Below are 23,730 nucleotides of genomic sequence, written 5' to 3' on the forward strand. Positions count from 1 at the left end.
TATACCAAAAAGCTTACGGTTTGACGAGTGATATAATAGTGATATGAATCCAGAAATTACTCTGTTAGTCCACAATATTCGCTCAACGCATAATGTTGGGGCAATTTTCCGCACGGCCGAAGGATTTGGCGTAAAAAAGATTATTCTTAGTGGCTACACGCCGTATCCAGAATTGAGTTTATGTAGCAAGGCGCCTGCTTGTGCGCTTGTCGATGGAGAAATTCGATCTGAAGATCCTCGCCTGCCGCATATTCGCGAAAAAATCACCAGCCAAATTCATAAAACAGCCTTAGGCGCGGAGAGTTTGGTGCCATTTGAGTTTTATGAAGATATCAACGATTGGATTAAAGAAAATCAGCGAACAGAAAACTTGCCAATTATCGCGCTGGAGCAATCGAAAGATAGTGTGATGTTGCCAGAATTTCAGCCGCCTGAAAAATTTGCGCTGCTACTCGGAGAAGAAGTCCACGGAATCACGCCGGAGCTTTTGGATAACTGCGATTTCACCGTAGAAATCCCGATGTTCGGTCAAAAAGAATCATTCAACGTGTCGGTCGCAACAGGAATTGCGCTATTTGGACTGATTTTCCCGAGAACGAAATAATCTCAACAACACATAAATAAATTCCTCAAGTCTGCTTATTGACTTTATTAACTATATGTGTTATATTTGTATGAGCTTTCTTTGAAATCCCTCAGAGAAAGTAGTCCCTACAGAAAAGAGAAGGAGAAGAGATGTCATTTGACAACATCTTCTTAGTAGCAATACTGGCAACCATGTACATCGCGTGGTACGCCTATGCATCACCTTCGGGCGTTAGTCTAAAGGCACATACGCTAGCCATCGCCTCAGCGGCATGGCTGTTACTTTTCTTCGCCTACTACATGGTGAAGGAATCGCCTCATCGCCCAACACACCACACGGCAGTGATATACATATATTGCTGTGTGATGGCTCTCACATACACAATCCTTTATCACAAGGGCTGTATTGAAGAGCACAAAAAACTGCGGGACAAGTCCCGCTGACAGATAGTTAGCCCGCCAGAGCAACCGGCTCCGGCCGAGGCCTCTGTCAGCGGGCTAACTATCACTTTATAACTACACACTCTTCACCCAGAGTGTTTTTTAATTGGCTTAATAAATTGTCATTAGCATCCACCTTAAACGGCAGACGCATGGCTGATTTTTCTTTCTCGCCCAGCACCAAAACCACGTCAGTCGTGCCGGCATTCTCACCACAAACAGACTTCATTTTCACTAACCGCGAATGGTCATTCGGATCTTTAATATACACAAATAACTTTGAAGCGGGAATTTCTGGCGCAACATTAACAGGCGTCGAATGAGCTTTTGACTGCGGTTTGGTGGCGTCATTCTTTACGGCAGACTTCGGAGAAACTCCATTTTTCTGATTACGATAAGCTTCACGGCGCTCTTTTTTTACGGCAGCGCTAATTTTTGGCGCATCCATTTTACGGCCAGTCGACTCATAGCCATTGATATCGTTATCCGTAATCGCAATAATATCATCGGCAATTAGTTTACTTTCATTGCCCAAATTTCCGTCACGATCTCGCGCTGAATTTTTACCAGAAACTCGAATCACCGCGTCCTGAACCAGCTTAGCGCCAACTTTCTCATACAGATTTGGAAAAACAATTATCTCACCCTCGCCGAACTTATCCTCAATTCCCACAAACGCCATTTTTGAACCGCTTTTTGTGACAATTGTACGAACCGTGCTAATAATTCCCCCGACCGTCATCATTCGACTGTCGTATTCAGGAACTAGTTGCGTCAATGGTTGAGTTTGCTCGCTCAAATACGTTTCATACCTATCAAGCGGATGCGCCGAGATATACAACCCCAACAATTCTCGCTCCCACATCAAGCGCTCTTTGTCGTCGTGTTTCACGGGAGCCTTCTGGAGATGAAGAGTCGATTGGACACTCGCTGCGTCATCGCCGCCCAGCATTCCAAACAAATTGGTCTGCCCGCTGGCGGCTTCTTTTTGGAGCTTGGACGCAAATGACGTAATAGAATCCAGGTTGAACAGCAAATCAGATCGATCGCCCATATCATCAAATGCACCAGACTTAATAAGCGACTCCCAGGCTTTTCTATTGAACTTGCTGGTTGAAACACGCTTGGCAAAATCTTCCACCGACAAGAACACACCCTCCTCGCGCGCTCGCAGAACTTCCTCGACCGCACCAACACCAACGCCCTTCACCGCCGACATTCCGAAGCGAATTTTATTCTCATTCGGCACCACTGCAAACTCAACGAATGACTCGTTTACATCAGGGCTCAACACGCTAATTCCCATGTGCTTACATTCGGTGATTTCAATTGCCAGACGATCAGTGTCATCATGGTCGCTAGTCATAAGCGCCGCCATAAATGCGTCAGGATAATGCGCTTTCAAATAAGCCGTCCAATAAGCAATCAAACCATAACAAGCGGCGTGCGACTTATTGAAACAATAGTTAGCGAATTCTTCCAACTGAGTCCAGAAAGTTTCCGCAATTTCCTTAGTTGCACCACCAACTTTAACCGCACCCTCGACAAATTCAGGCTTGACCTTTTTCATCAAGTCAATTTTTTTCTTACCAACAGCCTTTCGCAATGTGTCGGCCTGACCGCCAGTAAATCCACACCATTCCTTAGAAATCTGCATAAACTGTTCCTGATAGACCAAAATTCCGTAAGTATTTTTCAGCGAGTTTTTCATTCCGGAATGCAAATAAGTTATTTCTTCCTCGCCGTGTTTACGCCTAATAAAGCTGTCAATAAACTGCATTGGGCCCGGACGATAAAGGGCCACCATAGCAATAATATCTTCGAATGTAGTCGGCTTCAGTCCGCGCAAATACCGTTTCATTCCCGCCGATTCCAACTGGAACACGCCAGTCGTGTCGCCGCGCTGAAACAGCTCATAGGTCTTTTTGTCATCAAGAGGCAGCTCCGAAAGATTAATTTCTTTCTTGTAAGCTTTTCGGATAATCCTCATGGCGTTATTAATAATCGTAAGGTTCGAAAGCCCCAAGAAGTCCATCTTCAATAGACCCAACTCTTCAACTTCACCCATCGGGAATTGAGTTGCCACCACACCCTTTTGCGCCATTTCAAGCGGAATATAGTTAGCCAATGTATCTGGCGCAATCACCACGCCACAAGCATGAACGCCGTGGCTACGGATCGTTCCTTCCAGCTGAATTGCATAATCCAAAACTTCCTTTGCAGTCGGATTATTTTCATACTCATTCCGAAGATCAGCATCCTCTTTAATACTCACAGATAGCGGAATATGACGCCCCTGGTTTGGCGGCGGGACTAACTTCGCCAAGCGGTCGCTCTCAGCGTACGGAACTTCCAAAACCCTGGCAACGTCACGCACTGCCATACGACCAAACATCTTGCCGAACGTTGCAATATTACTGACATGATCCTCGCCATATTTTTTCGCACAATATTCAATCACTTCGTCGCGGCGCGTATCCTGAATATCAACGTCGATGTCGGGCATAGAAATACGATCAGGATTCAGGAATCTCTCAAACAGTAGTCCATATTTCAGCGGATCAAGATCTGTAATGTTCAATGCGTACGCAACAATCGAACCAGCCGCACTACCGCGCCCTGGACCAAAAACAATTCCCTGCGACTTTCCCCAGTTGATAAAATCCTGGACGATCAAGAAATAACCTTCATAGCCCATATTACCCATCACGCCAAGCTCCATCTCAGCGCGCTCACGAACCTCATCAGACAGCTTCGGAATAATCTCGTCAGGGTCTAATTTTTCAGCCTCCTCCTTCGAAGCTCCATTATAACGTTGTAGCAAACCTTGATATGTCAATCTAAGCAGATACGAATGTTCATTCTCGCCGTCTGGTAATGGATATTTTGGAATAAGAATTCGCCCAAGCTCAATCTCAACGTCGCATCGATCAGCTATTTTTTTCGTGTTGCGAATAACTTCAGGAAATTCCTCGCCCCAGTGATCAATAATATCGCGCGGATCTGTCAAGTGTAGCTCAAAATCCTTCAAGCTCATTCTCTTTTCATCACTGAGATACGAACCCGTCCCAACACAAAGCAGAATCTCGTGCGCGTCTTGATATTCGTGTGTCAAATAGTGACCATCACAAGTCACCACCATTTCAATACCAAGCTCTTTTGAAAGCTTAATCAAGCCCTCGTTAATCTTCGCCTGCACGTCCCAGTGCGTGTTCGACTTCGGATGTCCGTGGTCCTGCAGCTCCAAATAATAACGATCGCCCAAAATTGACTTATACCATTTGGCAATCTCACGAGCGCGATCATAATCATCTTCTTTCAGCGCCACGCCAATTTCACCGCTCGCACAACCGCTCAGAACAATCAGCCCCTCATTCAACTCCTCCAACAAATCATGGTCAATTCGCGGCTTATAATACATTCCCTCCAGATTGGCGCGCGTCGACAACTTCATCAAATTATGGAAGCCCGTGTTGTTCATCGCTAGCACGGTCAAGTGAAAACGCTGCTTGTCCTTACCTGGATCGCGGTCAAATCGCGAACGAGTCGCCACGTAAGTTTCAATTCCGATAATCGGCTTAATTCCCGCTTTTTTGGCGGTCTTGTAATAGTCCAAAATACCACTCATCGTGCCGTGATCAGTTACGGCGGCAGCCTCCATTCCGAGCTCCTTAACCTTATCGACCAAGTCATGAATCTTAGTCAATCCGTCCAGCACCGAGTGAAAAGTGTGATTATGAAGATGCACGAAATCTGACGGCTTCAAAGCCGCCGACGATGATTGTTCGCTTGTCCCCTCAGTCATTAATAACAATTATAGCACGCTATTGACGGCGTTGCATTGTCTCAATTAAGTGGTTGATAAAATCAGCCAACGGCGGGAAGATGTCGGCAAATTGCCCCAAAATCCAAATCAATATCGCAATCAATAACGTCGCACCCAAAGCACTTCCAAGGCCAAAGAAAATTCCGCGAACAAAATTCACCCAGTAGACCTGGTGGCGAGATTTATGAAAATCAAAAAACAAATCCTCCAAAATCGCCCGACGAGCGTCGTTTTCATTATCACGAACAATTTTCTTTGCCAACTTATTTGGTTGTTCTTTGGCTGACTTTTTCACTCTTTTTTACCTTCTTCTTTGAGAAAAATTTCGAGAAAAATCCGCTCTTTGAAGCGAAGCTTTTGGCTAGTTCCACGCCAATTGAAACCATACTTACGATTCCATTTAAGTTAGCAATTCGCTGACTTATTACCTCCACGTTCTGCTGGGTTTGGCGAATTTGACGCGTTAATTTGATGATAGAAATTGTCATAGCGATCATCATGATGACAAAAATCACCATCAAAACCACTAGAATAATAAGCAATCCGTTCATGCTATTTATTATACATTATTTTAGGCGATCCGCCAGATGAGCACGTAATTTATCACCAAAATTAGGATCACGCAATCCAAAGTCAATCACCGTTTTTAGATATTCCAATTTGTCGCCAGTGTCATAATAAGTGCCGTTCGTAATTTCTACGCCATAGAAATCAAATCCGTCGTCAATCATTTGCTGCATAATTGGCTGAATCGTAAACTCGCCGTTGCCGTCAAACTCTTCCTTAGCCTTGTCTAAATAGCCGAAAATTTCGCCTGGAAGTAAATAGCTACTGACGCTAGCCAAATCAGAAGGCGCGTTCTCCTTGCCCGGCTTTTCAACGATATTCGTCATTTTTATAACGCCGTCTTTCACTCCTTGACCATTGATGACTCCATAGCGATCAAATTCCGCGTCATCGGTGATTTTCTTACACGACAGAACCGCTCCATCTAAGCTTTCTGACGCCTCGATCATCTGCCTAAAACGACTTGGACTAGCCGCGATAAAGTCGTCCGCAAACGTGTAAATCACAGGCTCGTCACGATGAATCAAATGCGAGGCACAAGCCAAAGGCGTTGCGTTGCCGTACGGGCCCTTCTGGCGAATATAAATAAAGTTCGCCATATCAGCTAAATTCTGCACCGCGTCAATGAACGGTTGTTTTTTAGGACCGCCAGCGCGCAAATTAGCCAAAAGCTCCTCATTCGGCTCGTCAAAATGATCCTCTATTGCTCGCTTATTCGCGCTACCGATAATGATGATATCTTTAATACCAGCCTCAACTAACTCCTCGACGACGTATTGAATAATCGGCTTATCAATCAGCGGCAACATTTCCTTTGGCATGGCTTTGGTTTGCGGCAAAAATCGCGTACCAAAACCGGCAGCGGCGATGATAGCTTTAGTTGGTTTTCTCATATTTCAGCTCCTATTCCCTATTATTTCAGCAATTCTAAAGTTTCTCGCGAATCAGTTTTTGCGCAAGGCTTGGATTGGCTTGCCCCTTAGACTTCTTCATGACTTGCCCAACCAAATAGCCAATAGCCTTATCTTTTCCAGCCTTGATATCTGCAATTGAAGCCGCCGAAGCTGGATCGTTCAGAACTTCGTCAACGATTGCAGCAATCGCCGATTCATCAGAAACCTGCAACAAATTCTTCTCTTCGGCAAGCTTACGCGGATTTTTTGCGCCAGCCAGAAGCTCATTGAATAACTCCTTCGCGTTCGTGCTGGAAACTTCAGACTTCTCTGTCATTTCAGCCAATTCTATCAAATCGTCAACCGCTACGCGCGTAGATTCATTATCCGTTTGCGAGTCATCCCCGTCAGAAGCCGTCAATGCACTCGCAAACCAATGCGCGACTCGCTTAGCGGAAGCCTCGCCAGACTTTTCCTGAACTTCCAATGTAATCTGGGCATAATCCTGATTAGACAAAAGCGAATTGATAACAGATTTATCCAAGTTTAGCGCGCTCCATTTTTCCCTATATTCACCCGGAAGCATCGGCACCTTGGATTGAATTTCATTAATCACCTCGTCAGTCAGCACAACTGGCGGAATATCTGGGTCTGGCATATAACGATAGTCCTGCGCGTCCTCCTTTGACCTCTGAGAAATAGTTATTTGCTTGTCATCATTCCAGCCTCTGGTTTCCTGAACAACTTCTTCGCCACGTTCCAAAATATCGACTTGGCGTTTGAACTCATACTCAGCGGCTCGCTCGACACTGCGGAAGGAATTGAGATTCTTAATTTCTGCGCGCTTTCCAAGCTCTGTCGCACCCTTCTTTGCCACTGAAATATTAACATCAAATCGCATATTTCCGTGGTACAAATTGCCATAAGTTACACCCGCGTAAACCATCAATTTATGAAGTTCCGAAACGTAAGCTTTAGCCTCCTCAGCCGAATGCATGTCTGGCTCAGAAACAATCTCAATCAGCGGCGTGCCAGCGCGGTTAAGATCGACCAACGAATAGCCGTCGTGATGTGTCAATTTACCAGCATCTTCCTCCATGTGAGCATGGTCAATTCGCACACGTTTCAAAGAACCATCTTCTAGTGGTGCATCAACATATCCAGCCAAAATAATCGGATTATACATCTGTGAAGTCTGATAGCCCTTTGGCAAATCTGGATAAAAATAATGCTTTCGATCAAATCGGCTAACGTGCGCAATCGGCGAATTCAAGGCTTTTCCAGCGCGAACCGCCAACTCAACGGCGTGCTTGTTCAAAACTGGCAACATCCCCGGCAAACCAAAGTCAATCTGATGCGTCTTGCTATTCGGCTCAGCGTCACGAGCGTCATTATCGGCCGGGCTAAATAGCTTGGTTTTCGTCGCCAGCTGAACGTGGCATTCGATACCAATTGTCATTTCATAATCATCATATACACTCATTATAATGCTCCCAAATCTTTTAATGCCTGTTCAAAACTCGCCATAGCTCGACGAAAACTCTGCGCCGTTACCGTTACGTTGGTTTCGTGGGCAATTTGATTACGCAATTTATGTGCCGCCCAAAGCCCATTTTCATCGCTCCAATATCCCTTGCGAGATTTCATACGCTCGCCCATCGTTTCGCCAGCTACGCCGCAGTCGCGCATAGCTTTGTCCAGCAACTTGTCCGCCTTCATTATCGCCATCTGCATACTTTCCGATTTTCTGGTTTCGACATTGCGCAAAATTTGCCGCCAAACCCTCTGATACATTTCCCTGTCAATTTGACCGCGACCACGAGAAGTCAATTGAATAAAAATCATCAGCAAGGCGCCGATAATCAACGCCGCAACAACTATCGCGACTATTAATCCGTCCATCAAATCTTCTCCACTTCCGAAACTAGCTTCAGCAAGTTCTTATCCGACTTGTAATCGCCAATAAGCTGCACACCAATTGGCAATCCTTCATCGCTATTTCCAGCCGGCGCAGCAACTGCAGGAAGTCCAGCCAAACTTGCCGGCACAGTCATAATGTCCGCCAAATACATTTTTATCGGATCGCTAGCGTTCTCTCCAATCTTAAATGCAGGAGTCGGCGCAACCGGCATCAATAGCGCGTCATATTCGGTAAATAACTTCTTAAATTCGTCAATCAACAGCGTCCTGGCTTTTTGAGCCCGCATATAGTAAGCGTCAAAGAATCCGCTTGACAATACAAAACTTCCTATCATGATTCGTCGCTTATTCTCGGTCATAAATCCTTCATTTCGACTACGACCATAAAGCTCCGCCAAAGTCTTTACTTCCGCCGCTCGATGACCATATCGCACGCCGTCATATCGCGCCAAATTCGAGGATAATTCCGCCGGTACAATTATGTAGTACATCGCCAGGGAATGTTTCATCATGCTCAAATCCACTTCTTCAATTTCGTAGCCAAGCTGCTCCAGTTTCTCCGCATAATCAAGCGTTTTTTGACGAATTTCCGCATCCACGTCATCGGTCATACACTGCTTGACCAGACCTATTTTTTTCTTTGCAAATTCCGGCTGACTATTCCAAAAATCAGGCAAAGTCGTCATATCTTTATCATCGCGACCAGCCATAATTTCCATCACCAAGTCCGTATCTTCAGCATTCGTAGCAAAACAGCCAATTGTGTCCGTGCTTGACGCCATAGCAACCACGCCATAACGACTAACTGCCCCATAAGTCGGCTTAATTCCAACCACTCCGTTAAAGCTGGCTGGCTGACGAATCGAACCGCCAGTATCTGTACCAAGCGCAAACGGAACCACGTCAAGCGCCGTAACCACCGCTGATCCACCAGATGATCCACCAGCAACTCGCGTTTCATCCGCAGCGTTCTTCGTTGGGCCAAATGCCGAGTTTTCCGTCGAACCACCGTGCGCAAAAGCATCCAAGTTGGCCTTACCGATGCAAATCGCACCTTCCGCTTCCAATTTTTCAACAGCCGTCGCCTGTAATGGCGCATTAAAGTTTTCTAACATTTTTGAAGCGGCAGTCGTTGGCGCACCAAACGCCAAAAAATTGTCCTTCACAACAAATGGCACGCCCGCCAATCGCCCAGAAATCTCGCCAGCATCAACTTTTTCTGCTCGCTCCAGTGCACGCTCTTCCGTCAAGCTAAGCAGCGCATTATATTCCTCAATTTCACGCGCTCGTCGCAACGCTTTTTTTACGTTCTCGACCGCGCTCTTGCCGATAAAATCACTAATCTTACTCATTACAATACCTGCGGAACTTTCACTTGGTTATTCTGTTTTTCTGGCGCCAAATCGAGCAATTTCTCAACAGGAATCCCCGCCTGAACTTCATCCTCGCGCCAAACATTGCTCAATCCTGTAACTTGATAAGTCGGCTCAACACCCGACACATCAAGCTCGCCCAACTGCTCAATATAGCCAATTATATTTTCCAAATCTTGGCGCAGTCCGTCGGTTTCGTCATCAGTCAATGCCAGACTACTCAAACTCGCCAAGTGCTGAATATCGCTGGTAGAAATAGTTATCATATCAATATTATACCACTAAAAAAGCCGCCCACTAAAGTGAGCGACTTTATTTTTCCAAGTTTTATTACATTGAGTAATCTTGGTAGTTCTTGTAGCGACTGTAGTCTGATGGAATAGTTTTTGCTGAGCTGCCCGTGTCGTGCGCTTTAACGGCAATTGTGATAGCGCCAGTCAATAGTACGACAGAAGAAGCCACAATCAACATCAAAGACAAAGCCTTTGACATGTTGCGTCCCTTGACAATTTGGCAAATGAAGTAAGCGCTAGTAGCAACAATTGCAAGAGCTAATGCGTATGGCAAGAATTCACCCAAGTACAAACTCTTATAGAATTCGCCGCCGTCACCAACGCCGATAAATAGTAATGAGTTGATCAAAATACTTACCAATCGAGCAACCAAGTCGACAGCTGGAATGATCAAAACAGCCAAACCGCCGTAAGTTACCAATTTGTAAGCTGTTCGCTTTGTGTAGCCTTCACGCTCCGGAACGGCTTTTGATACGCGTGAAAATAGGACTAGCGACAATACAGCCAAAAGTACAGCAAATACTGACGCTGCAACAATTCCCGTTCCCTGAGTTACCATTGATGGGGCAAAAAATCCGCCAACGCTTCTCAATAACATTGATGTTGAATTCGTCCACAAACCAAACACCTTAGTTATGATGTCAATCAGCAACATGATTGAAATAATCGCTGAGCCCATTGCCAAAGCGTATTCCAAAGTTAACATCTTTGCCTTGCCCTTATTTGGATCTTCATATGCGTATTGTGGATATGCTTGGTAAGCATTTGGTTGCATCGGCATTTCTGGTTGCGCGACGTTTGTTGGCTGTGGTTGTTCTTTTGTTGCCATAATCCCTCCTAATCTAATAATATTTTTATTCTACATCGTATGGCGAATTTCTGCAATTAAATCACGCAGTTCTGCCGCTTTTTCAAATTCCAAATTAGCGCTATGCAATTCCATTTGCGCCGTCAGATCTTTAATCAAAGCCGGATATTCGTCTTTTGGAATTTTCTTCAGGTTAAGCTTTGGCTTTTTATCAGATTCTTTTTGCGGAATAATCGAGCGCAAACCATCGTCAATTTTCTTCTGAATAGTTTGTGGCGTAATATTATGCTCTTCGTTATATTTCTGCTGAATTGCCCGACGTCGATTTGTTTCATCAATTGCTCGACGCATACTATCCGTAACATTGTCGCCGTACATGATAACTCGCCCATCAACGTGCCGCGCCGCTCGCCCAATCGTCTGAATCAAAGCCTGCTCACTACGCAAGAAACCTTCCTTGTCGGCGTCCATAATTGCCACCAAACTGACTTCTGGAAGATCCAGACCTTCGCGCAATAGATTAATTCCAACCAGTACATCATACGTTCCAAGCCGCAAATCTTTCAGAATATCACCACGCTCCAGCGTATCAATTTCGCTATGCAAATACGCCGTCTTCACGCCGTTTTCCGTCAAATAAGCGCTCAAGTCCTCCGCCATTCGCTTAGTTAGTGTCGTCACCAACACGCGATGACCTTTCGCAATCGTCTGGCGAATTTCCTCCATCAAATCATCAACCTGCCCATCAGTTGGTCGAACTTCAATCGGCGGATCAAGCAGTCCAGTCGGTCTAATCAGCTGCTCAGCTGGCTTTGGCGAATGAGAAAGCTCATAATCTCCCGGCGTGGCGGAAACATAAATTGCCTGATGAATGTGCTGATTGAACTCATCAAATCGAAGCGGGCGATTGTCCAATGCGCTCGGAAGACGAAAACCATGCTCAACCAAAACTTCCTTACGGGCGCGATCACCGTTGTACATTCCCCGAACTTGCGGCAATGTCATGTGCGATTCGTCAACCAAAAGCAGCCAATCGTCCGGAAAATAATCAATCAAAGTTGCCGGCTGCTCGCCAGGTTCTCGGTCGGTCAAATAGCGCGAATAATTCTCGATCCCCTTCACAAAACCAGTTTCCTTCAGCATTTCCAAATCATATTTGGTGCGCTGACTTAGCCTTTGCGCCTCTAAAAACTTGCCGTTATCCTCAAACCATTTCAGTCGTTGATTAAACTCATTTTCAATCCCAACAATCGCTTTTTCAATTCGCTCACGCGGTGTCGAATAGTGGCTGGATGGGAAAATTGTCAATTGATCTGGCCGATCCAAAATCTCGCCAGTCAAAGGATCAATCTTCGTCAGCCGCTCAATTTCATCGCCAAAGAATTCCACGCGAACCGCAGTGTCTTGACCTGCCGGAAAAATATCCACAACATCGCCGCGCACCCGAAAAGTTCCGCGCGCAAAATCGACGTCATTGCGCTTATACTGAATGTCGGTTAACAATCGGATAAATTTATCCTGAACTCGGCGCTCGCCAACGGTCAATTTAATAGCCATATCAGCGTAAGTTTCTGGCGAACCAATGCCATAAATACAGCTCACACTCGCTACGATAATCACGTCGCGACGCGTCAATAACGCAGAAGTTGCCGCGTGCCTAAGTCGATCAATCTCATCATTGATTTTCGAATCTTTTTCAATGTAGGTGTCGCTTGAAGCGATATACGCTTCTGGCTGGTAGTAATCAAAATAGCTAACAAAATAGTGGACTTCATTGTCCGGAAAAAATTCCTTAAACTCAGAAAAAAGTTGCGCCGCCAAAGTCTTATTGTGAGCCAAAACCAGCGTCGGCACATTGCGCTTAGCGATAATATTCGCCATCGTAAACGTCTTACCTGAACCAGTCACACCCAGTAAAGTTTGCTCGCGCTGACCTTTTTCCAAACCATCGACCAACTGAGCAATTGCTCGCGGCTGATCGCCCGTGGGCTGATATAAAGAAGAGAGGCGAAATTTATTCACCTCTCTATTTTACTATATTTGTGAAAACTAGTCTTGGTTATAAGTTTGAGATGAGCCAGAAACTTCACATTTGCCGTCAACCAAGCGACTCGGAACCGACGCCGACTTCAAGTCTGAGCATGACATGCCGCCTTGCTGCGTGCCTGCAACAATTGCAATTTCACCAGTGCCGTTCTTTGGTCCGATAATAGTATAAGCGTTCGTCAAGCCATATACTGCCGCATATTTTCCGTATGCACGGTCGATGATTGGCTCATACACAGAACCTTCACGCTCTGGAATTGGCTGACCGACCTTAGACTTTAAGAACTTCTTCAAAGAACTGTCAATATCCAATTTATCAACATCACTTGCTGAAGTTAAACGAATACCCGTACCGTCGCCTTTGGTTCGGAAATCTTTATATTCTTTCTTTGCCTCATTTGACGGCTCCTCGCCTTCACCGCGAGTTTTTTCCAGTGAATCAGATGAGTCCTTCTTTGTCTGGCTGGTTTTTACTGAAGCGCTAGAATCCTTATCTTTATGCATAGCACCAGCAATTATCCATGTCGCCATAGCGACAATGATTATACCCATAACAATCACCGCCGCGATCAGCCATTTATTAGCCGTTGATTTATTTTCCATAAAACCTCCATTTAGATTGTGTTTTGATTGTATATGATGGATTATTTGCCGTCAACGTATTGTAACCATAGGCATTTTATGATATAGTAATAAAGTTAAAATCATAAAATAAAAAGGATAACGATGACACCGAAAAATGTTTGTATTCCGCGCGAATTGCAACTTCAGGCTGCGATGTTCAGATTAGGAAAAGTCGATGACGAAATTCATGCCGGCTATGAAATTCTCCAAAAATATCATAAAACTGTGACTTTTTTTGGATCAGCCAGGATAACTGAAGATAACGAATATTATCAAAAAGCCAAAGATTTAGCGTTTCAATTAGCTAAAGAAGGCTACACAATTATCACCGGCGGCGGTGGCGGAATCATGGAAGCGGCAAACCGCGGCGCTATGGAAGCTGGCGGAAAATCAGTCGGATTCAATATTCGCTTGCCACACGAGCAATCCTTAAACAACTACACGACAGATTCGTTCGCATTCACTCACTTCGCGCCACGAAAAATCGTTATGACGCTTCTGGCTGACGCGTACGTTTGTTTCCCTGGCGGATTCGGTACAATGGATGAAATTTGTGAGATTATCACATTGACACAAACTAAGAAAATGGCGCCCGTGCCGATTGTTCTGTTTGATAAAAAATTCTGGGGCAAATGGGATGATTTTGTGCGCGAAAATATGCTTCCAAATAAGCTGATTTCTGACGGCGATGAAAAAATCTACACAATCACCGAAGATATTCCAGAGGTGGTTAATTTAATTAAAAATCAGCGAACTTGTTGCGACCGATAATTATTTCTTAGTTTTCGGCTCAATCCAACAAATTCCACCCTGACAAACCACTCGCTCCACAGCTGGATTATATGTACGCGGGTGGTTTTTATATCGGCGCGTAATCTCAAATCCCAGACCTCGCTTGCCATACGTTGTTTGCTGCTTTCCCAGAGGCAACTGGCAGTGATAATTATTTATAATGTCAATCGGATTAAACGAAATCACTTGTCCATCAACATCCAAAAGCACCCACTCAGAAGCCTTAAACGGCGCCCACTTGTCCACTTTCGGCGCGATAGCCATTAGTGATTGATAAATTTCTTCTGCCGTAGCGTTTGACGGATCCAAACCTAGAGAGCGAATAATCGAATGCGCTCTAGCCAATATTTCCGCAATCAATCGCACATCACTATCGTCCCTAGTCATCTGCCTGAGCTCGGTTAATGCTCGACGCTTTTTCACGTCACCGCCCAACAATTTCCCCAAATTTTGCGCCATTATAATTCCCTTTCTTGAATTGGCATAGCATGAAGCACTGTGCCAGCATATAAAATTCCAGCCTTTGCTCCGATTTTCATAACCACCGAACTAGCATTCGCGCTGCCCATAATTACAGAGTTTTTCAAGTTGCCACTTCGCGCCCATTCGCTCAAAAATCCCGACGCAAACGCATCTCCAGCGCCAGTTCTGTCAATTGACGGTCTATCGTCGTACATCAGCGCTCGCACGATAGTTTTTCCGTCGCTTGCGATTGAGCCGTTTACGCCGTCCGTCACCAAGACGACCGGAACTAATCTCAAACCTCTTCTAACCAGGGCTTCCAAATCCTCGCCAGATACCAATTGCTGCATTTCTTCTTTATTCAAAGTTAAAACATCGACATCGGACAATAATCCCAGCAATTTATCCTTTTGCGCCAATTCTTTCTTCCCGGGATTAAAACAGATTTTCATATCGCGACGTTTGGCTTGCTGGAATAATTTATGAAGCATCGGCATATTTCCCGCCAAAGTTGAAACGTATAGCCAATCCGCGTCCTCTTCGGACAAATCAAAATCCGCCTCATGATAATGCGTCGAAGCACCGCGGTATGTTAAAATTGTTCGCTCGCCATTTGAAGCCAATAATAACACCGAATATCCCGTACTGTATTTTGGCGAATATCGCACCAAATGCGTGTCAATATTCTCCTTGTCCAAATCCGCAATTACCGCTTGCCCTGCTGGATCATGACCAATTGCGCCCATAAAACTAGCATAATGCCCTTGCCTGGAAAACGTTACCGCGGCGTTTGTGGCGCCACCGCCAGTCGAGAAATGAATCTGGTTTACGTCAGCCTTTGCCCCCAAATCCAACCGCGCAAAACAGTGTTCTGGACTTTCACAAACTGGCGTCAGTGCGTCTGATTGGCTTAAAAATACGTCTTGAATCGCCGCGCCAACCGTAATGATTTTCGCCATTAAACCACTGCCTTTCGCGCGGAATTAAACGCCTTAATCTTTGATTCCACCACTTCCTGTACAGCGGCATAAACTGGCGGCATTAATTTAACAATAGCGTACTCATTTGGATTTTCTCGCAAGGTTTTCTCCAGGGTTGTTCGGAAGGCGTAACGCATATCAGAATTGATATTGATTTTAGAAACGCCAATTTTCGCAGCATCCTCAAAATAATGCAGTGGCGTGCCAGACCCACCGTGCAACGAAATCTGACAATGAATCGCCTCGCGAATGTCAGCCAACAAATCCAAATCCAACACTTTCGGAACTGGATATTTGCCATGCAAATTGCCAATCGCCGCCGCAAAAGTATCAATTCCAGTCGCCTCAACAAACGCACGCGCACCTTCTGGCGTAGAGAAGGTCTTTTTTATCTCCTCATAATTTATATCTTCCGTATGAACATTTGAACTTCCGCCAAAATAATGCGGCTCAGACTCCACTAGCGCACCAGTAAACTTGGCATATTCAACAACTTCACGAGTTTTCGCAATAATTTCCTCATCAGAAGCGTCATGATTTGCCTGAGAAATGTCTATATGGATAAACTCATATCCAGCGTCAATCGCTCGCTTACAACCCTCAACCGTCGGTCCGTGGTCCAAATTCAAGTACATTTCAATTCCGTACTCAGCCTTATAATTGTCCACCAAATCGCGAACGTTCTCTAGACCCATAGCCTTCACTTCGGCGTCAGAAACCTCAACCAACACTGGTGATTGAAGCTTTTGTGCCGCCCGCGCCACCGCAATCAGCGTCTCTTGATTGTCAATATTAAACGCCCCAACCGCAAAGCGTTGCGCTCGTGTTCGCTGCATTAAATGACGCGCCCGCGTCGTGTTTTTCCGAATCTCTGAAATCGATAATCCCATACTGCCCCCTAAAATACTTATGGTAATTATATCAATTACCGCCCGCTATGCCAAGAGAATTGACATCATGTTGTTTTGGTGGTAATATAAAATGGCTTTTGCTCAAGGCTTACCCCTAAGGGCAAAAGAGCCCTTTAGCTTTGAGCACCTTCACAGAGAGGAAAAAGGAATGAACCATGTAGTCAAAACGGTAGTCTTCATGGGTAAGACTGTTTTGTTCATTGTCGCACTGCTCTGTGCAGTATGGTGGATGATAACCATCTACCTCCTCATGGCCTATGGGCCACTCGAGTCCTTAACATTCGGGGTGGGGAGTATTTTGCTCTCCATACTCGTATGTAAGAGGAACCATAGTCGCCACAAATACGATCGTAATAAGTGCGATTGCGACCGTAGGTGACACATACCCGTCAGGAGGACTACTTGCTTTGAGGTCTTTAATCAGATCTTGGCAGTAGCTCCTGGCGGGCTTTTTACTGGAGAAAATTGACAACACTACGAACAATTGAATCGACATCCAAACCGTGCTTTTTCCATAATTCAGACATTTTACCAGACTCGCCGAATACATCATTAACGCCGATTCGCTTCATCTTTACAGGCAAATTCTCGCTAAGAACTTCTGTCACGCTTGAGCCAAATCCACCAGCAATCTGCCCTTCTTCCGCCGTAATGACAGACTGGCATTTTTGAGCTGCGTTAAGTACGGCCTCTTCGTCCAGCGGCTTAATCGTCGGAAAATGAATCACTTCTGCCTGGATGTCATATTCATTCGCAAGCTTTTCCGCTGCCAACAATAATTGATAAGTCATCACGCCAGTTCCAAACAAGGCAACATCTTTACCGCGCCTCAACGTATAACTTTTTCCAATCTCAAAAGTAGATTGATTCAGGAATAGCGGTGTTTTTTCTCTTGGCAATCTTACGTAATTCGGGCGTTTATCTCCAGCCATTGCCGCCGCGATCAGCTTGGCCTCATTAGCGTCGCCGGGCGCCAAAACCACCATATTAGGCAAACTTCGCATCAGCACAATATCTTCCAGCATTTGATGTGTCGCACCATCTGGACCGACATTTAACCCCGCATGAGAACCCACCAGCTTGACTGGCTGATTGTTCAGGCAAATAGTCGTTCGAATCTGCTCCCAATTGCGACCCGGACTAAACGCCGCATAACTGGCCGCAAACGGAATATTTCCCATAGCCGCCAGTCCAGACGCCACGGTAACCAAATTCTGCTCCGCCACGCCAACTTCAATTGCCCGCGGCTTCCCGATTTCCTCATAAAACTTACCAAAGCCAACACTCTCCATTAAATCCGCGCTCAGCGCCACCACCAAATTATTTTTCTTCGCAATATCCACCAAGCCTTCGCCAAAACCCATCCGAATTGCCGCAAGTTCCAAATTCTGCCAATTTTCCATTAAGAAACTCATTCGCCGCCTCCTTCACTCAATTGAGCAAGCGCCCGCTCCGCTTCCTCGGCATTAGGAGATTTTCCATGCCAATGGTAATCATATTCCATAAAATCAACGCCACGACCAGGAACTGTATAGGCAATTATCACACTCGGCTGCCGAGAATTCTTTGCCTTATCAATCGCCTGAATTATCGCCAAATGATCATGCCCGTCAATTTCTTGCGCATCCCAGCCAAAACTTCGCCATTTGTCCGCCAAATCACCTAACGGCATCACCTTTTCCGTATCGCCACCAATCTGAATATTATTTCTATCAACAATCGCAATCAAATTCGACAGATTATATTTTTTCGCAAACATCACCGCTTCCCAAATATTCCCTTCGTCAAGCTCGCCATCACCCAAACTGCAGTAAACGAATCGCTCAGAATTGCCACCCAAATATTGCAATGAATACGCCATGCCGGCCGCTTGGCTCAAACCACAACCCAGAGGACCGCTAGTCGTTTCAATTCCCGCCAGACTGCCGCGTTCTGGATGGCCTTGCAGCTTGGAGCCAAATTTTCGCAGATTAGCCAACTCTTTTTTATCGAAAAATCCCCGCTCCGCCAGCGTCGCATATAAAAGTGGCGCATAATGACCATTACTCATTACGAAAATATCCCGATCTTTCCAATTAGGATTCTCAGGATCTAGTCGCATGGCGTGAAAATACAAAACCGCCATAACATCAGCAAAACCCAAACACCCAGCAGAATGACCCGAGCCAGCCGCCAATAATTCGCGAATAACAGACCTTCGCAATTGTTGCGATATTTTCTTCAATTTCGCTATCTGGCCGACATCCATTAAAGCACGCTCGTTTTATTAATCTCCTGCTGCAATCTGGAGAAAATAGTGCGCGGATCTGACGATTTCTGAATAACGCCGCCAACGTTCAAAACGTTAACGCCACCCTGAACTAGACTATACGCATTATCTACCGCCACTCCGCCGTCCCATCCGATCTCCACATTGGGATTAATAGCTTTGATGAGTCGTATTTTTTCCAGCTGCATCAAACTAGCAGTTCCACCAAATCGCCCCAACTCACCGCTAAAAATCATCACATGATCTGCTATTTTTATCAATTCCTCAACGGTTCGCGGAACCGTCGGCTTTAGTAGCGCTAATCCCGCCATAATTCCAGCTTGGCGAATCTGCATGAGCGCGGTTTTTACGTCACCAGTAGCCTCCGCGTGAATAATAATCATATGTGGCCTTAAGGCAATCAACTTCGGAACATACTCAGCGACATCATTAACCATCGCATGGATATCAATCATCCAACCCTCTGGCGCCCATAATTCTGGAATTCCAACTGTCAATGTCGGAGCAAATTCACCATCAGAAATGTCAATATGCACACGCTCAACAAGCCCGGTTATTTTATTAACTTGCTCTTTGTATTGTTCGGCATTTTCTGCCAAAATTGCTGGTGCGATTACAGAATTACTCATGACAATTCATCCAATTGCGCATTACGCCTATTAAATCGCGGAGCATTCGCATAAGGAGTGTTTAGCCACGTTTCCACAATTCCCTTCCACGCCGATTCGTTATCTTCCAAAACTCGCGCTGGCAAACATAGAACATTTGAGTCGTTATCTTGGCGCGTCATCTTTGCCTCAAACGCATCCCAAATCACACTGGCACGGATTCCCTTGAATCGGTTCGCCGCCATACACATTCCTTGACCGCCGCCGCAAATTAATATCGCACGCGGATCTTTGCTATCATCACCAATAACCTTCAACGCCGCCGCCTGCGCGAATTGCGGAAAATCGTCATTAGGATTTAATTCTACACCGCCTACGTCTTGAACGTCATAGCCATTCTTAACCAAATAGGCAAAAACTTTTTCTTTCAACATAAAGCCGCGATGATCAGATCCGAGGTAGATTTTCATAATTTTAGTATAAGCGTTTTCGGTGATTTTTGCAAGGAAAAGTTAGGTATTTTATCAGAGGTAGGGTATAGCTATTTGACAAAAAGTATTGACATTTCGCGGCTGGTATGATATATATATCAGCTTTTCAAACCGTGAAAAGCAACTAACCGGGGAGTTCACCCCGGTTGAGGTCGCGGTTCTGAAAGGCCGCACCTCAAAATTTCTCTGAAAGGAGAAATCGTGTCTACTGCTCGTAGTACACTCATTATTCTGCTGCTTGCCGTGTTCGGGTTGACCGGGTTGACCGGATGTGCAGACGTCAGCGACGTCTGGACTCAGGACCTTGTCAAGGCGGGGTTCACCGACCCCGTCCCCATCAATGACTCGGGGGAAGCCGCAGGGGTAATCATGGCCTCGGCCGGCAGTTGTAGGATTCGGTTTGTCATTGACAGGCAAACCGACACAATATACGCGGAGGTCCCGGGCAGTGATATCTCTGACGAACCTTCGTTCGTCAGAAGCCCATCACTTGAAATCTTGAAGCAGGACGAGAGATTCTCGTCCTGCTTCGGAGAAGATTGAGGCGCCGCGCCAGCAGAAGGCGCGCTAAGATAAATATTCTGTAAAACCGCCGAAAATCCCGGCGTCCCCGCACCACCACGGTGCGGGGTTATTTCCTTTTTGGAAGATGGCCTTATTCACTCTTTTTCAGATAATACGCCACATCTGCTACCAACTCGACCAAACGGTTAGAATAGCCCCATTCATTGTCATACCAGACCATAACCTTGATCAAATTACCACCAACTACCTTCGTTAACGGAAGATCGACAATCCCCGAATATGAATTGCCGATAAAATCACGGCTCACCAAAGGTTCCTCAGAAACACCCAAAATGCCTTGATAGAAATTACTCTGGGCGGCTTTTTTGAACGCGTCATTTACCTGCTCGACAGTCACATCACGTCGCAGAAGCGCCGTCACGTCGCTAAGCGACACCACTGGAGTCGGTACGCGCACACTAAGTCCGTCAAATTTTCCAGTTAGCTGCGGCAAGGTTTTAGTTACAGCAATTGCGGCGCCAGTTGTAGTCGGAACAATGTTTTCGGCAGCGTTGCGACCTTCTCTAAGATCCTTGGATGGGGCATCCTGAAGCTTTTGGCTAGCCGTATAGCTATGCACCGTCGTCAACATTGACTTTTCAACGCCAAATTCCGCGTCCAAAATCTCCATAACCGCACCCAAAGAATTGGTCGTACAGCTAGCATTAGATACGATTGGTGTCGCATTTTTCACCTTGTCGTCGTTAGTTCCCAAAACAATCGTATCGACTCCCTCAGACTTCGTTGGACCGCTGATAACCACACGCTTTGCGCCAGCCGTTAAGTGCTTGCCCGCGCCGTCTTTATCGGTGAAAAATCCCGTCGATTCAATCACCACATCAATTCCCAAATCTCGCCACGGCAGATTTTCTGGATCTTTCTCAGCCAGCACCTTAACCGACTTGCCCTCAATAATCAGCTCGTTTTCCGTAAAATTAACTTGACGTCCATACTCGCCGTAATTGCTATCATGCTTCAACAAATACGCCAAAGTTTTCGTGTCAGTCAAATCATTGATCGCGACAATCTCTAAGTCGCTTCGCTCGTTCGCAATCTTAAACGCATTGCGTCCGATTCGCCCGAAGCCGTTAATTGCTATTCTTGTTACAGCCATATCGCCCTCCCTGTTAGATATTTTCGCTTTAGCTTTTCTTAATTATACTACAAAGTTGTATAATATAAACATGACGCGCGAAGAGTTATTGTCAATCGCTGAGCAAAAATACGACGAAGTACCAGTATTGGTTTTAGCAAGCGCAATCGATTACGCCACGGAAAAGCACGCTGGACAAAAGCGCAAAAGTGGCGAACCCTACATCAATCACCCATTGGCGGTGGCGGGAATTCTAATTGAATGGGGCATGGACATCGATACGGTTGTGGCGGGAGTTCTGCACGACACCGTTGAAGATACCGACGCGACTTTGGACGATTTGGAGAGTTTGTTTGGGCGCGATGTGGCGTTTCTGGTGGATGGCGTAACTAAAGTTTCACAAGCTCGCGCTGGAATGCGAAACCTAGATAGTTATTTGCCACACACGAAGGACAATTTGACCAAGTTAATGATTGCCGTGGGCGAAGATGTGCGCGTGATAATTATCAAGCTAGCCGACCGCCTACATAATATGCGAACCTTGCAATTTATGACGCCAGAAAAGCAGAAAAAAATTGCCAGAGAGACAATTGAGGTTTTTGCGCCGCTGGCCGACCGCTTAAATATGGGACGAGTTCGCGTTCAATTGGAAGAGCTGAGCTTTAGATATTTGATGCCGAAAGCTTTTCAGGAAACCAAAAATTTGATGGACAGTCGACTGAAAAAATCGCAACGAAAATTGGATCACGTTCGCCGTGAAGTTGAAGCGCGACTGAAGGCAGAAAAGCTGGTTTTCCAGATGGATGGGCGTGTTAAGAGCGTTTATAGCTTGTTTAAGAAATTGGACAAAGTTGGCGATATTGATAAGATTTATGATTTGATTGCCTTAAGAATAATTGTCGATGATTTATCGACTGGATATTTGGTTCTGGGGATTTTACACGATATGTATCAGCCGATGTATGAGAGGATTAAAGATTACGTCGCCAATCCAAAGCCAAATGGCTATCAAAGCCTACACACAACCGTGCAAACTCCGAGCGGACAAATCGTCGAGTTTCAGATCCGAACCAAAGAAATGCACGAATATGCTGAGCGTGGTTTGGCCGCCAGCTTCCATTATAATGAGCAAAAATTGACCGACGCCTATAAAAAAGGAAAAATCGGAACTATGCCAGCCGATTTGTCATGGATTCGCGAACTTCAAGAAGCCGCCGCTTTAATTAGCGAAGGAAAGCGATTCGACTCCAACAAATTCCGAATGAAGCTGTTTTCTGACAGGATTTTCGTGTACTCACCAAAGGGCGACATTTATGATTTGCCTCGCGGAGCATTTCCCTTGGATTATGCCTATCGAATTCACTCCGACATCGCAGCCCGCGCAAGCGGATTTAAGATCAACGGTGTGATGAAGCCGTTCAATTACAAATTACAGCACGGCGACACAATTGAAGTCTTAACAAGCAAATCCGCTCGTCCAAAACCAGATTGGCGGGACGTCATAATTACGCCACACGCCAAAGATAAATTGCGCTTACAATTATCCCACTCAAACGGCATCTTACAACAATTAACTGGCGGCGTTTCCTCGTTCTTCCGACACAAGTAACGCTCGCCAGTCTCTCGGTTTTAATCAATAATCAAACGTGATTATTTTTCGTTCCAACGAGTAATTGATTCGCGGATAATTTGCTTTGCTCTTTCTACGTCGCCAAATCCCTTGACCACTGTTGAACCAGGCTTCTTCAAATCCTTGTAGTGATTGAAATGGTGCTCAATTTGCTTCAACAATTGTGGAGGTAGGTCTTCTAGTGAGTTGATTGCGTTGCCAGTGTTTCGGTCGTCGGCTGGCACAACGATAACCTTGTCGTCAACTTCATTATCGTCAACAAATTCCAACACGCCGATAACTTTTGCTTCCATAAAAATACCAGTCGTCAATGGTTCGTCAGCGATAATTAGCGCGTCCAATTCGTCGCCATCTTCATCCAAAGTCTGTGGAATGAAACCGTAGTTTGTTGGCTTTGCAAAAATAGCTGGCTCAACACGGTCCAACTGCATCACTGCAAGCTCGCGGTTCCACTCGATTTTATGACTTGATCCCTGTGGAATCTCAACAACTACATTTACGATGCCATTTTCGACATCACCAGGTGTTAAAATTTGATTAAAATCTGCCATTTT

At 45.5% G+C, this 23,730-nt stretch carries 24 protein-coding genes; 4 read left to right on the forward strand and 20 right to left on the reverse strand.

Annotation, left to right across the window (positions count from 1 at the left end; genetic code table 11):
• The first annotated feature begins 43 nt into the window (after window positions 1-43).
• Window positions 44-604: a TrmH family RNA methyltransferase gene (locus LRM48_RS02530; protein WP_243812328.1), complete on the forward strand. Its 561-nt coding sequence runs from the start codon at window positions 44-46 to the stop codon at window positions 602-604.
• Between the two features lie 486 nt (window positions 605-1,090).
• Here LRM48_RS02530 and dnaE read toward each other — a convergent pair whose 3' ends face one another.
• The 11 genes from dnaE to LRM48_RS02585 all read right to left on the reverse strand — a co-directional run bounded on the left by dnaE (window position 1,091) and on the right by LRM48_RS02585 (window position 13,355).
• Window positions 1,091-4,831, reverse strand: coding sequence for a DNA polymerase III subunit alpha (gene dnaE, locus LRM48_RS02535; protein WP_243812327.1), 3,741 nt, complete (start codon window positions 4,829-4,831; stop codon window positions 1,091-1,093).
• A 19-nt stretch (window positions 4,832-4,850) separates the two neighbouring features.
• Entirely contained in the window at window positions 4,851-5,147 is a 297-nt protein-coding gene (locus LRM48_RS02540; RefSeq protein ID WP_129631163.1) for a DUF5665 domain-containing protein, read from the reverse strand.
• Complete coding sequence (locus LRM48_RS02545; RefSeq protein ID WP_243812326.1) at window positions 5,116-5,403, reverse strand: hypothetical protein; 288 nt, start codon at window positions 5,401-5,403, stop codon at window positions 5,116-5,118. Before LRM48_RS02545 ends, LRM48_RS02540 begins: the two co-directional genes overlap by 32 nt.
• Before the next feature lie 15 nt (window positions 5,404-5,418).
• Window positions 5,419-6,312 (reverse strand): UTP--glucose-1-phosphate uridylyltransferase, encoded by an 894-nt coding sequence (locus LRM48_RS02550; RefSeq protein ID WP_243812325.1) that lies wholly within the window; start codon window positions 6,310-6,312, stop codon window positions 5,419-5,421.
• Window positions 6,313-6,346: 34 nt separating this feature from the next.
• Window positions 6,347-7,795 (reverse strand): Asp-tRNA(Asn)/Glu-tRNA(Gln) amidotransferase subunit GatB, encoded by a 1,449-nt coding sequence (gene gatB / locus LRM48_RS02555; RefSeq protein ID WP_129744497.1) that lies wholly within the window; start codon window positions 7,793-7,795, stop codon window positions 6,347-6,349.
• On the reverse strand, window positions 7,795-8,214 hold the full coding sequence (locus tag LRM48_RS02560) for a hypothetical protein (RefSeq protein ID WP_129744498.1): 420 nt from the start codon (window positions 8,212-8,214) through the stop codon (window positions 7,795-7,797). Before LRM48_RS02560 ends, gatB begins: the two co-directional genes overlap by 1 nt.
• Window positions 8,214-9,584, reverse strand: coding sequence for an Asp-tRNA(Asn)/Glu-tRNA(Gln) amidotransferase subunit GatA (gene gatA, locus LRM48_RS02565; protein WP_243812324.1), 1,371 nt, complete (start codon window positions 9,582-9,584; stop codon window positions 8,214-8,216). The genes LRM48_RS02560 and gatA overlap by 1 nt, the downstream gene beginning before the upstream one ends.
• Window positions 9,584-9,871, reverse strand: coding sequence for an Asp-tRNA(Asn)/Glu-tRNA(Gln) amidotransferase subunit GatC (gene gatC / locus LRM48_RS02570; RefSeq protein ID WP_129631181.1), 288 nt, complete (start codon window positions 9,869-9,871; stop codon window positions 9,584-9,586). Before gatC ends, gatA begins: the two co-directional genes overlap by 1 nt.
• A gap of 64 nt (window positions 9,872-9,935) precedes the next feature.
• On the reverse strand, window positions 9,936-10,727 hold the full coding sequence (locus LRM48_RS02575) for a hypothetical protein (protein ID WP_129743638.1): 792 nt from the start codon (window positions 10,725-10,727) through the stop codon (window positions 9,936-9,938).
• A gap of 30 nt (window positions 10,728-10,757) precedes the next feature.
• On the reverse strand, window positions 10,758-12,728 hold the full coding sequence (gene uvrB / locus LRM48_RS02580; protein WP_243812323.1) for an excinuclease ABC subunit UvrB: 1,971 nt from the start codon (window positions 12,726-12,728) through the stop codon (window positions 10,758-10,760).
• Between the two features lie 27 nt (window positions 12,729-12,755).
• The gene (locus tag LRM48_RS02585; RefSeq protein WP_243812322.1) at window positions 12,756-13,355 is read right to left on the reverse strand and encodes a hypothetical protein; all 600 of its coding nucleotides are present in this window, start codon (window positions 13,353-13,355) and stop codon (window positions 12,756-12,758) included.
• Between the two features lie 123 nt (window positions 13,356-13,478).
• Between LRM48_RS02585 and LRM48_RS02590 the strand changes: the two genes are divergently transcribed.
• Window positions 13,479-14,147: a TIGR00730 family Rossman fold protein gene (locus LRM48_RS02590; RefSeq protein ID WP_243812321.1), complete on the forward strand. Its 669-nt coding sequence runs from the start codon at window positions 13,479-13,481 to the stop codon at window positions 14,145-14,147.
• Here LRM48_RS02590 and LRM48_RS02595 read toward each other — a convergent pair whose 3' ends face one another.
• From LRM48_RS02595 to LRM48_RS02625, 7 genes are all read right to left on the reverse strand, one after another.
• Window positions 14,148-14,627 (reverse strand): hypothetical protein, encoded by a 480-nt coding sequence (locus LRM48_RS02595; protein WP_243812320.1) that lies wholly within the window; start codon window positions 14,625-14,627, stop codon window positions 14,148-14,150.
• On the reverse strand, window positions 14,627-15,589 hold the full coding sequence (locus LRM48_RS02600; RefSeq protein ID WP_146424074.1) for a carbohydrate kinase family protein: 963 nt from the start codon (window positions 15,587-15,589) through the stop codon (window positions 14,627-14,629). The genes LRM48_RS02595 and LRM48_RS02600 overlap by 1 nt, the downstream gene beginning before the upstream one ends.
• Window positions 15,589-16,500 carry a class II fructose-bisphosphate aldolase gene (locus LRM48_RS02605; protein ID WP_243812319.1) on the reverse strand — a complete coding sequence of 304 codons (912 nt, stop codon included), beginning with the start codon at window positions 16,498-16,500 and terminating at the stop codon, window positions 15,589-15,591. Before LRM48_RS02605 ends, LRM48_RS02600 begins: the two co-directional genes overlap by 1 nt.
• 473 nt (window positions 16,501-16,973) lie before the next feature.
• A complete protein-coding gene (locus LRM48_RS02610; RefSeq protein WP_243812318.1) occupies window positions 16,974-17,936 on the reverse strand; it encodes a transketolase family protein in 963 nt (320 codons plus the stop codon).
• The gene (locus LRM48_RS02615; RefSeq protein WP_243812317.1) at window positions 17,933-18,769 is read right to left on the reverse strand and encodes a transketolase; all 837 of its coding nucleotides are present in this window, start codon (window positions 18,767-18,769) and stop codon (window positions 17,933-17,935) included. Before LRM48_RS02615 ends, LRM48_RS02610 begins: the two co-directional genes overlap by 4 nt.
• Window positions 18,769-19,419 (reverse strand): ribulose-phosphate 3-epimerase, encoded by a 651-nt coding sequence (locus LRM48_RS02620; protein ID WP_243778069.1) that lies wholly within the window; start codon window positions 19,417-19,419, stop codon window positions 18,769-18,771. Before LRM48_RS02620 ends, LRM48_RS02615 begins: the two co-directional genes overlap by 1 nt.
• Entirely contained in the window at window positions 19,416-19,868 is a 453-nt protein-coding gene (locus LRM48_RS02625) for an RpiB/LacA/LacB family sugar-phosphate isomerase (protein ID WP_243812316.1), read from the reverse strand. Before LRM48_RS02625 ends, LRM48_RS02620 begins: the two co-directional genes overlap by 4 nt.
• Before the next feature lie 222 nt (window positions 19,869-20,090).
• On the opposite strand from LRM48_RS02625, the gene LRM48_RS02630 reads away from it, so the two are divergent.
• Complete coding sequence (locus LRM48_RS02630) at window positions 20,091-20,432, forward strand: hypothetical protein (protein WP_243812315.1); 342 nt, start codon at window positions 20,091-20,093, stop codon at window positions 20,430-20,432.
• A gap of 112 nt (window positions 20,433-20,544) precedes the next feature.
• On the opposite strand, the gene gap is transcribed toward LRM48_RS02630, so the two are convergent.
• Window positions 20,545-21,567 carry a type I glyceraldehyde-3-phosphate dehydrogenase gene (gene gap / locus LRM48_RS02635; RefSeq protein WP_243812314.1) on the reverse strand — a complete coding sequence of 341 codons (1,023 nt, stop codon included), beginning with the start codon at window positions 21,565-21,567 and terminating at the stop codon, window positions 20,545-20,547.
• Window positions 21,568-21,637: 70 nt separating this feature from the next.
• Between gap and LRM48_RS02640 the strand changes: the two genes are divergently transcribed.
• A complete protein-coding gene (locus tag LRM48_RS02640; protein WP_243778065.1) occupies window positions 21,638-23,155 on the forward strand; it encodes a RelA/SpoT family protein in 1,518 nt (505 codons plus the stop codon).
• A gap of 41 nt (window positions 23,156-23,196) precedes the next feature.
• Here LRM48_RS02640 and LRM48_RS02645 read toward each other — a convergent pair whose 3' ends face one another.
• On the reverse strand, window positions 23,197-23,727 hold the full coding sequence (locus LRM48_RS02645) for an inorganic diphosphatase (RefSeq protein ID WP_243812313.1): 531 nt from the start codon (window positions 23,725-23,727) through the stop codon (window positions 23,197-23,199).
• Window positions 23,728-23,730 lie beyond the last annotated feature (3 nt).

Origin of the sequence: Candidatus Nanosynbacter sp. TM7-008, assembly GCF_022828245.2 — a bacterium.
Lineage (GTDB): Bacteria > Patescibacteriota > Saccharimonadia > Saccharimonadales > Saccharimonadaceae > Nanosynbacter.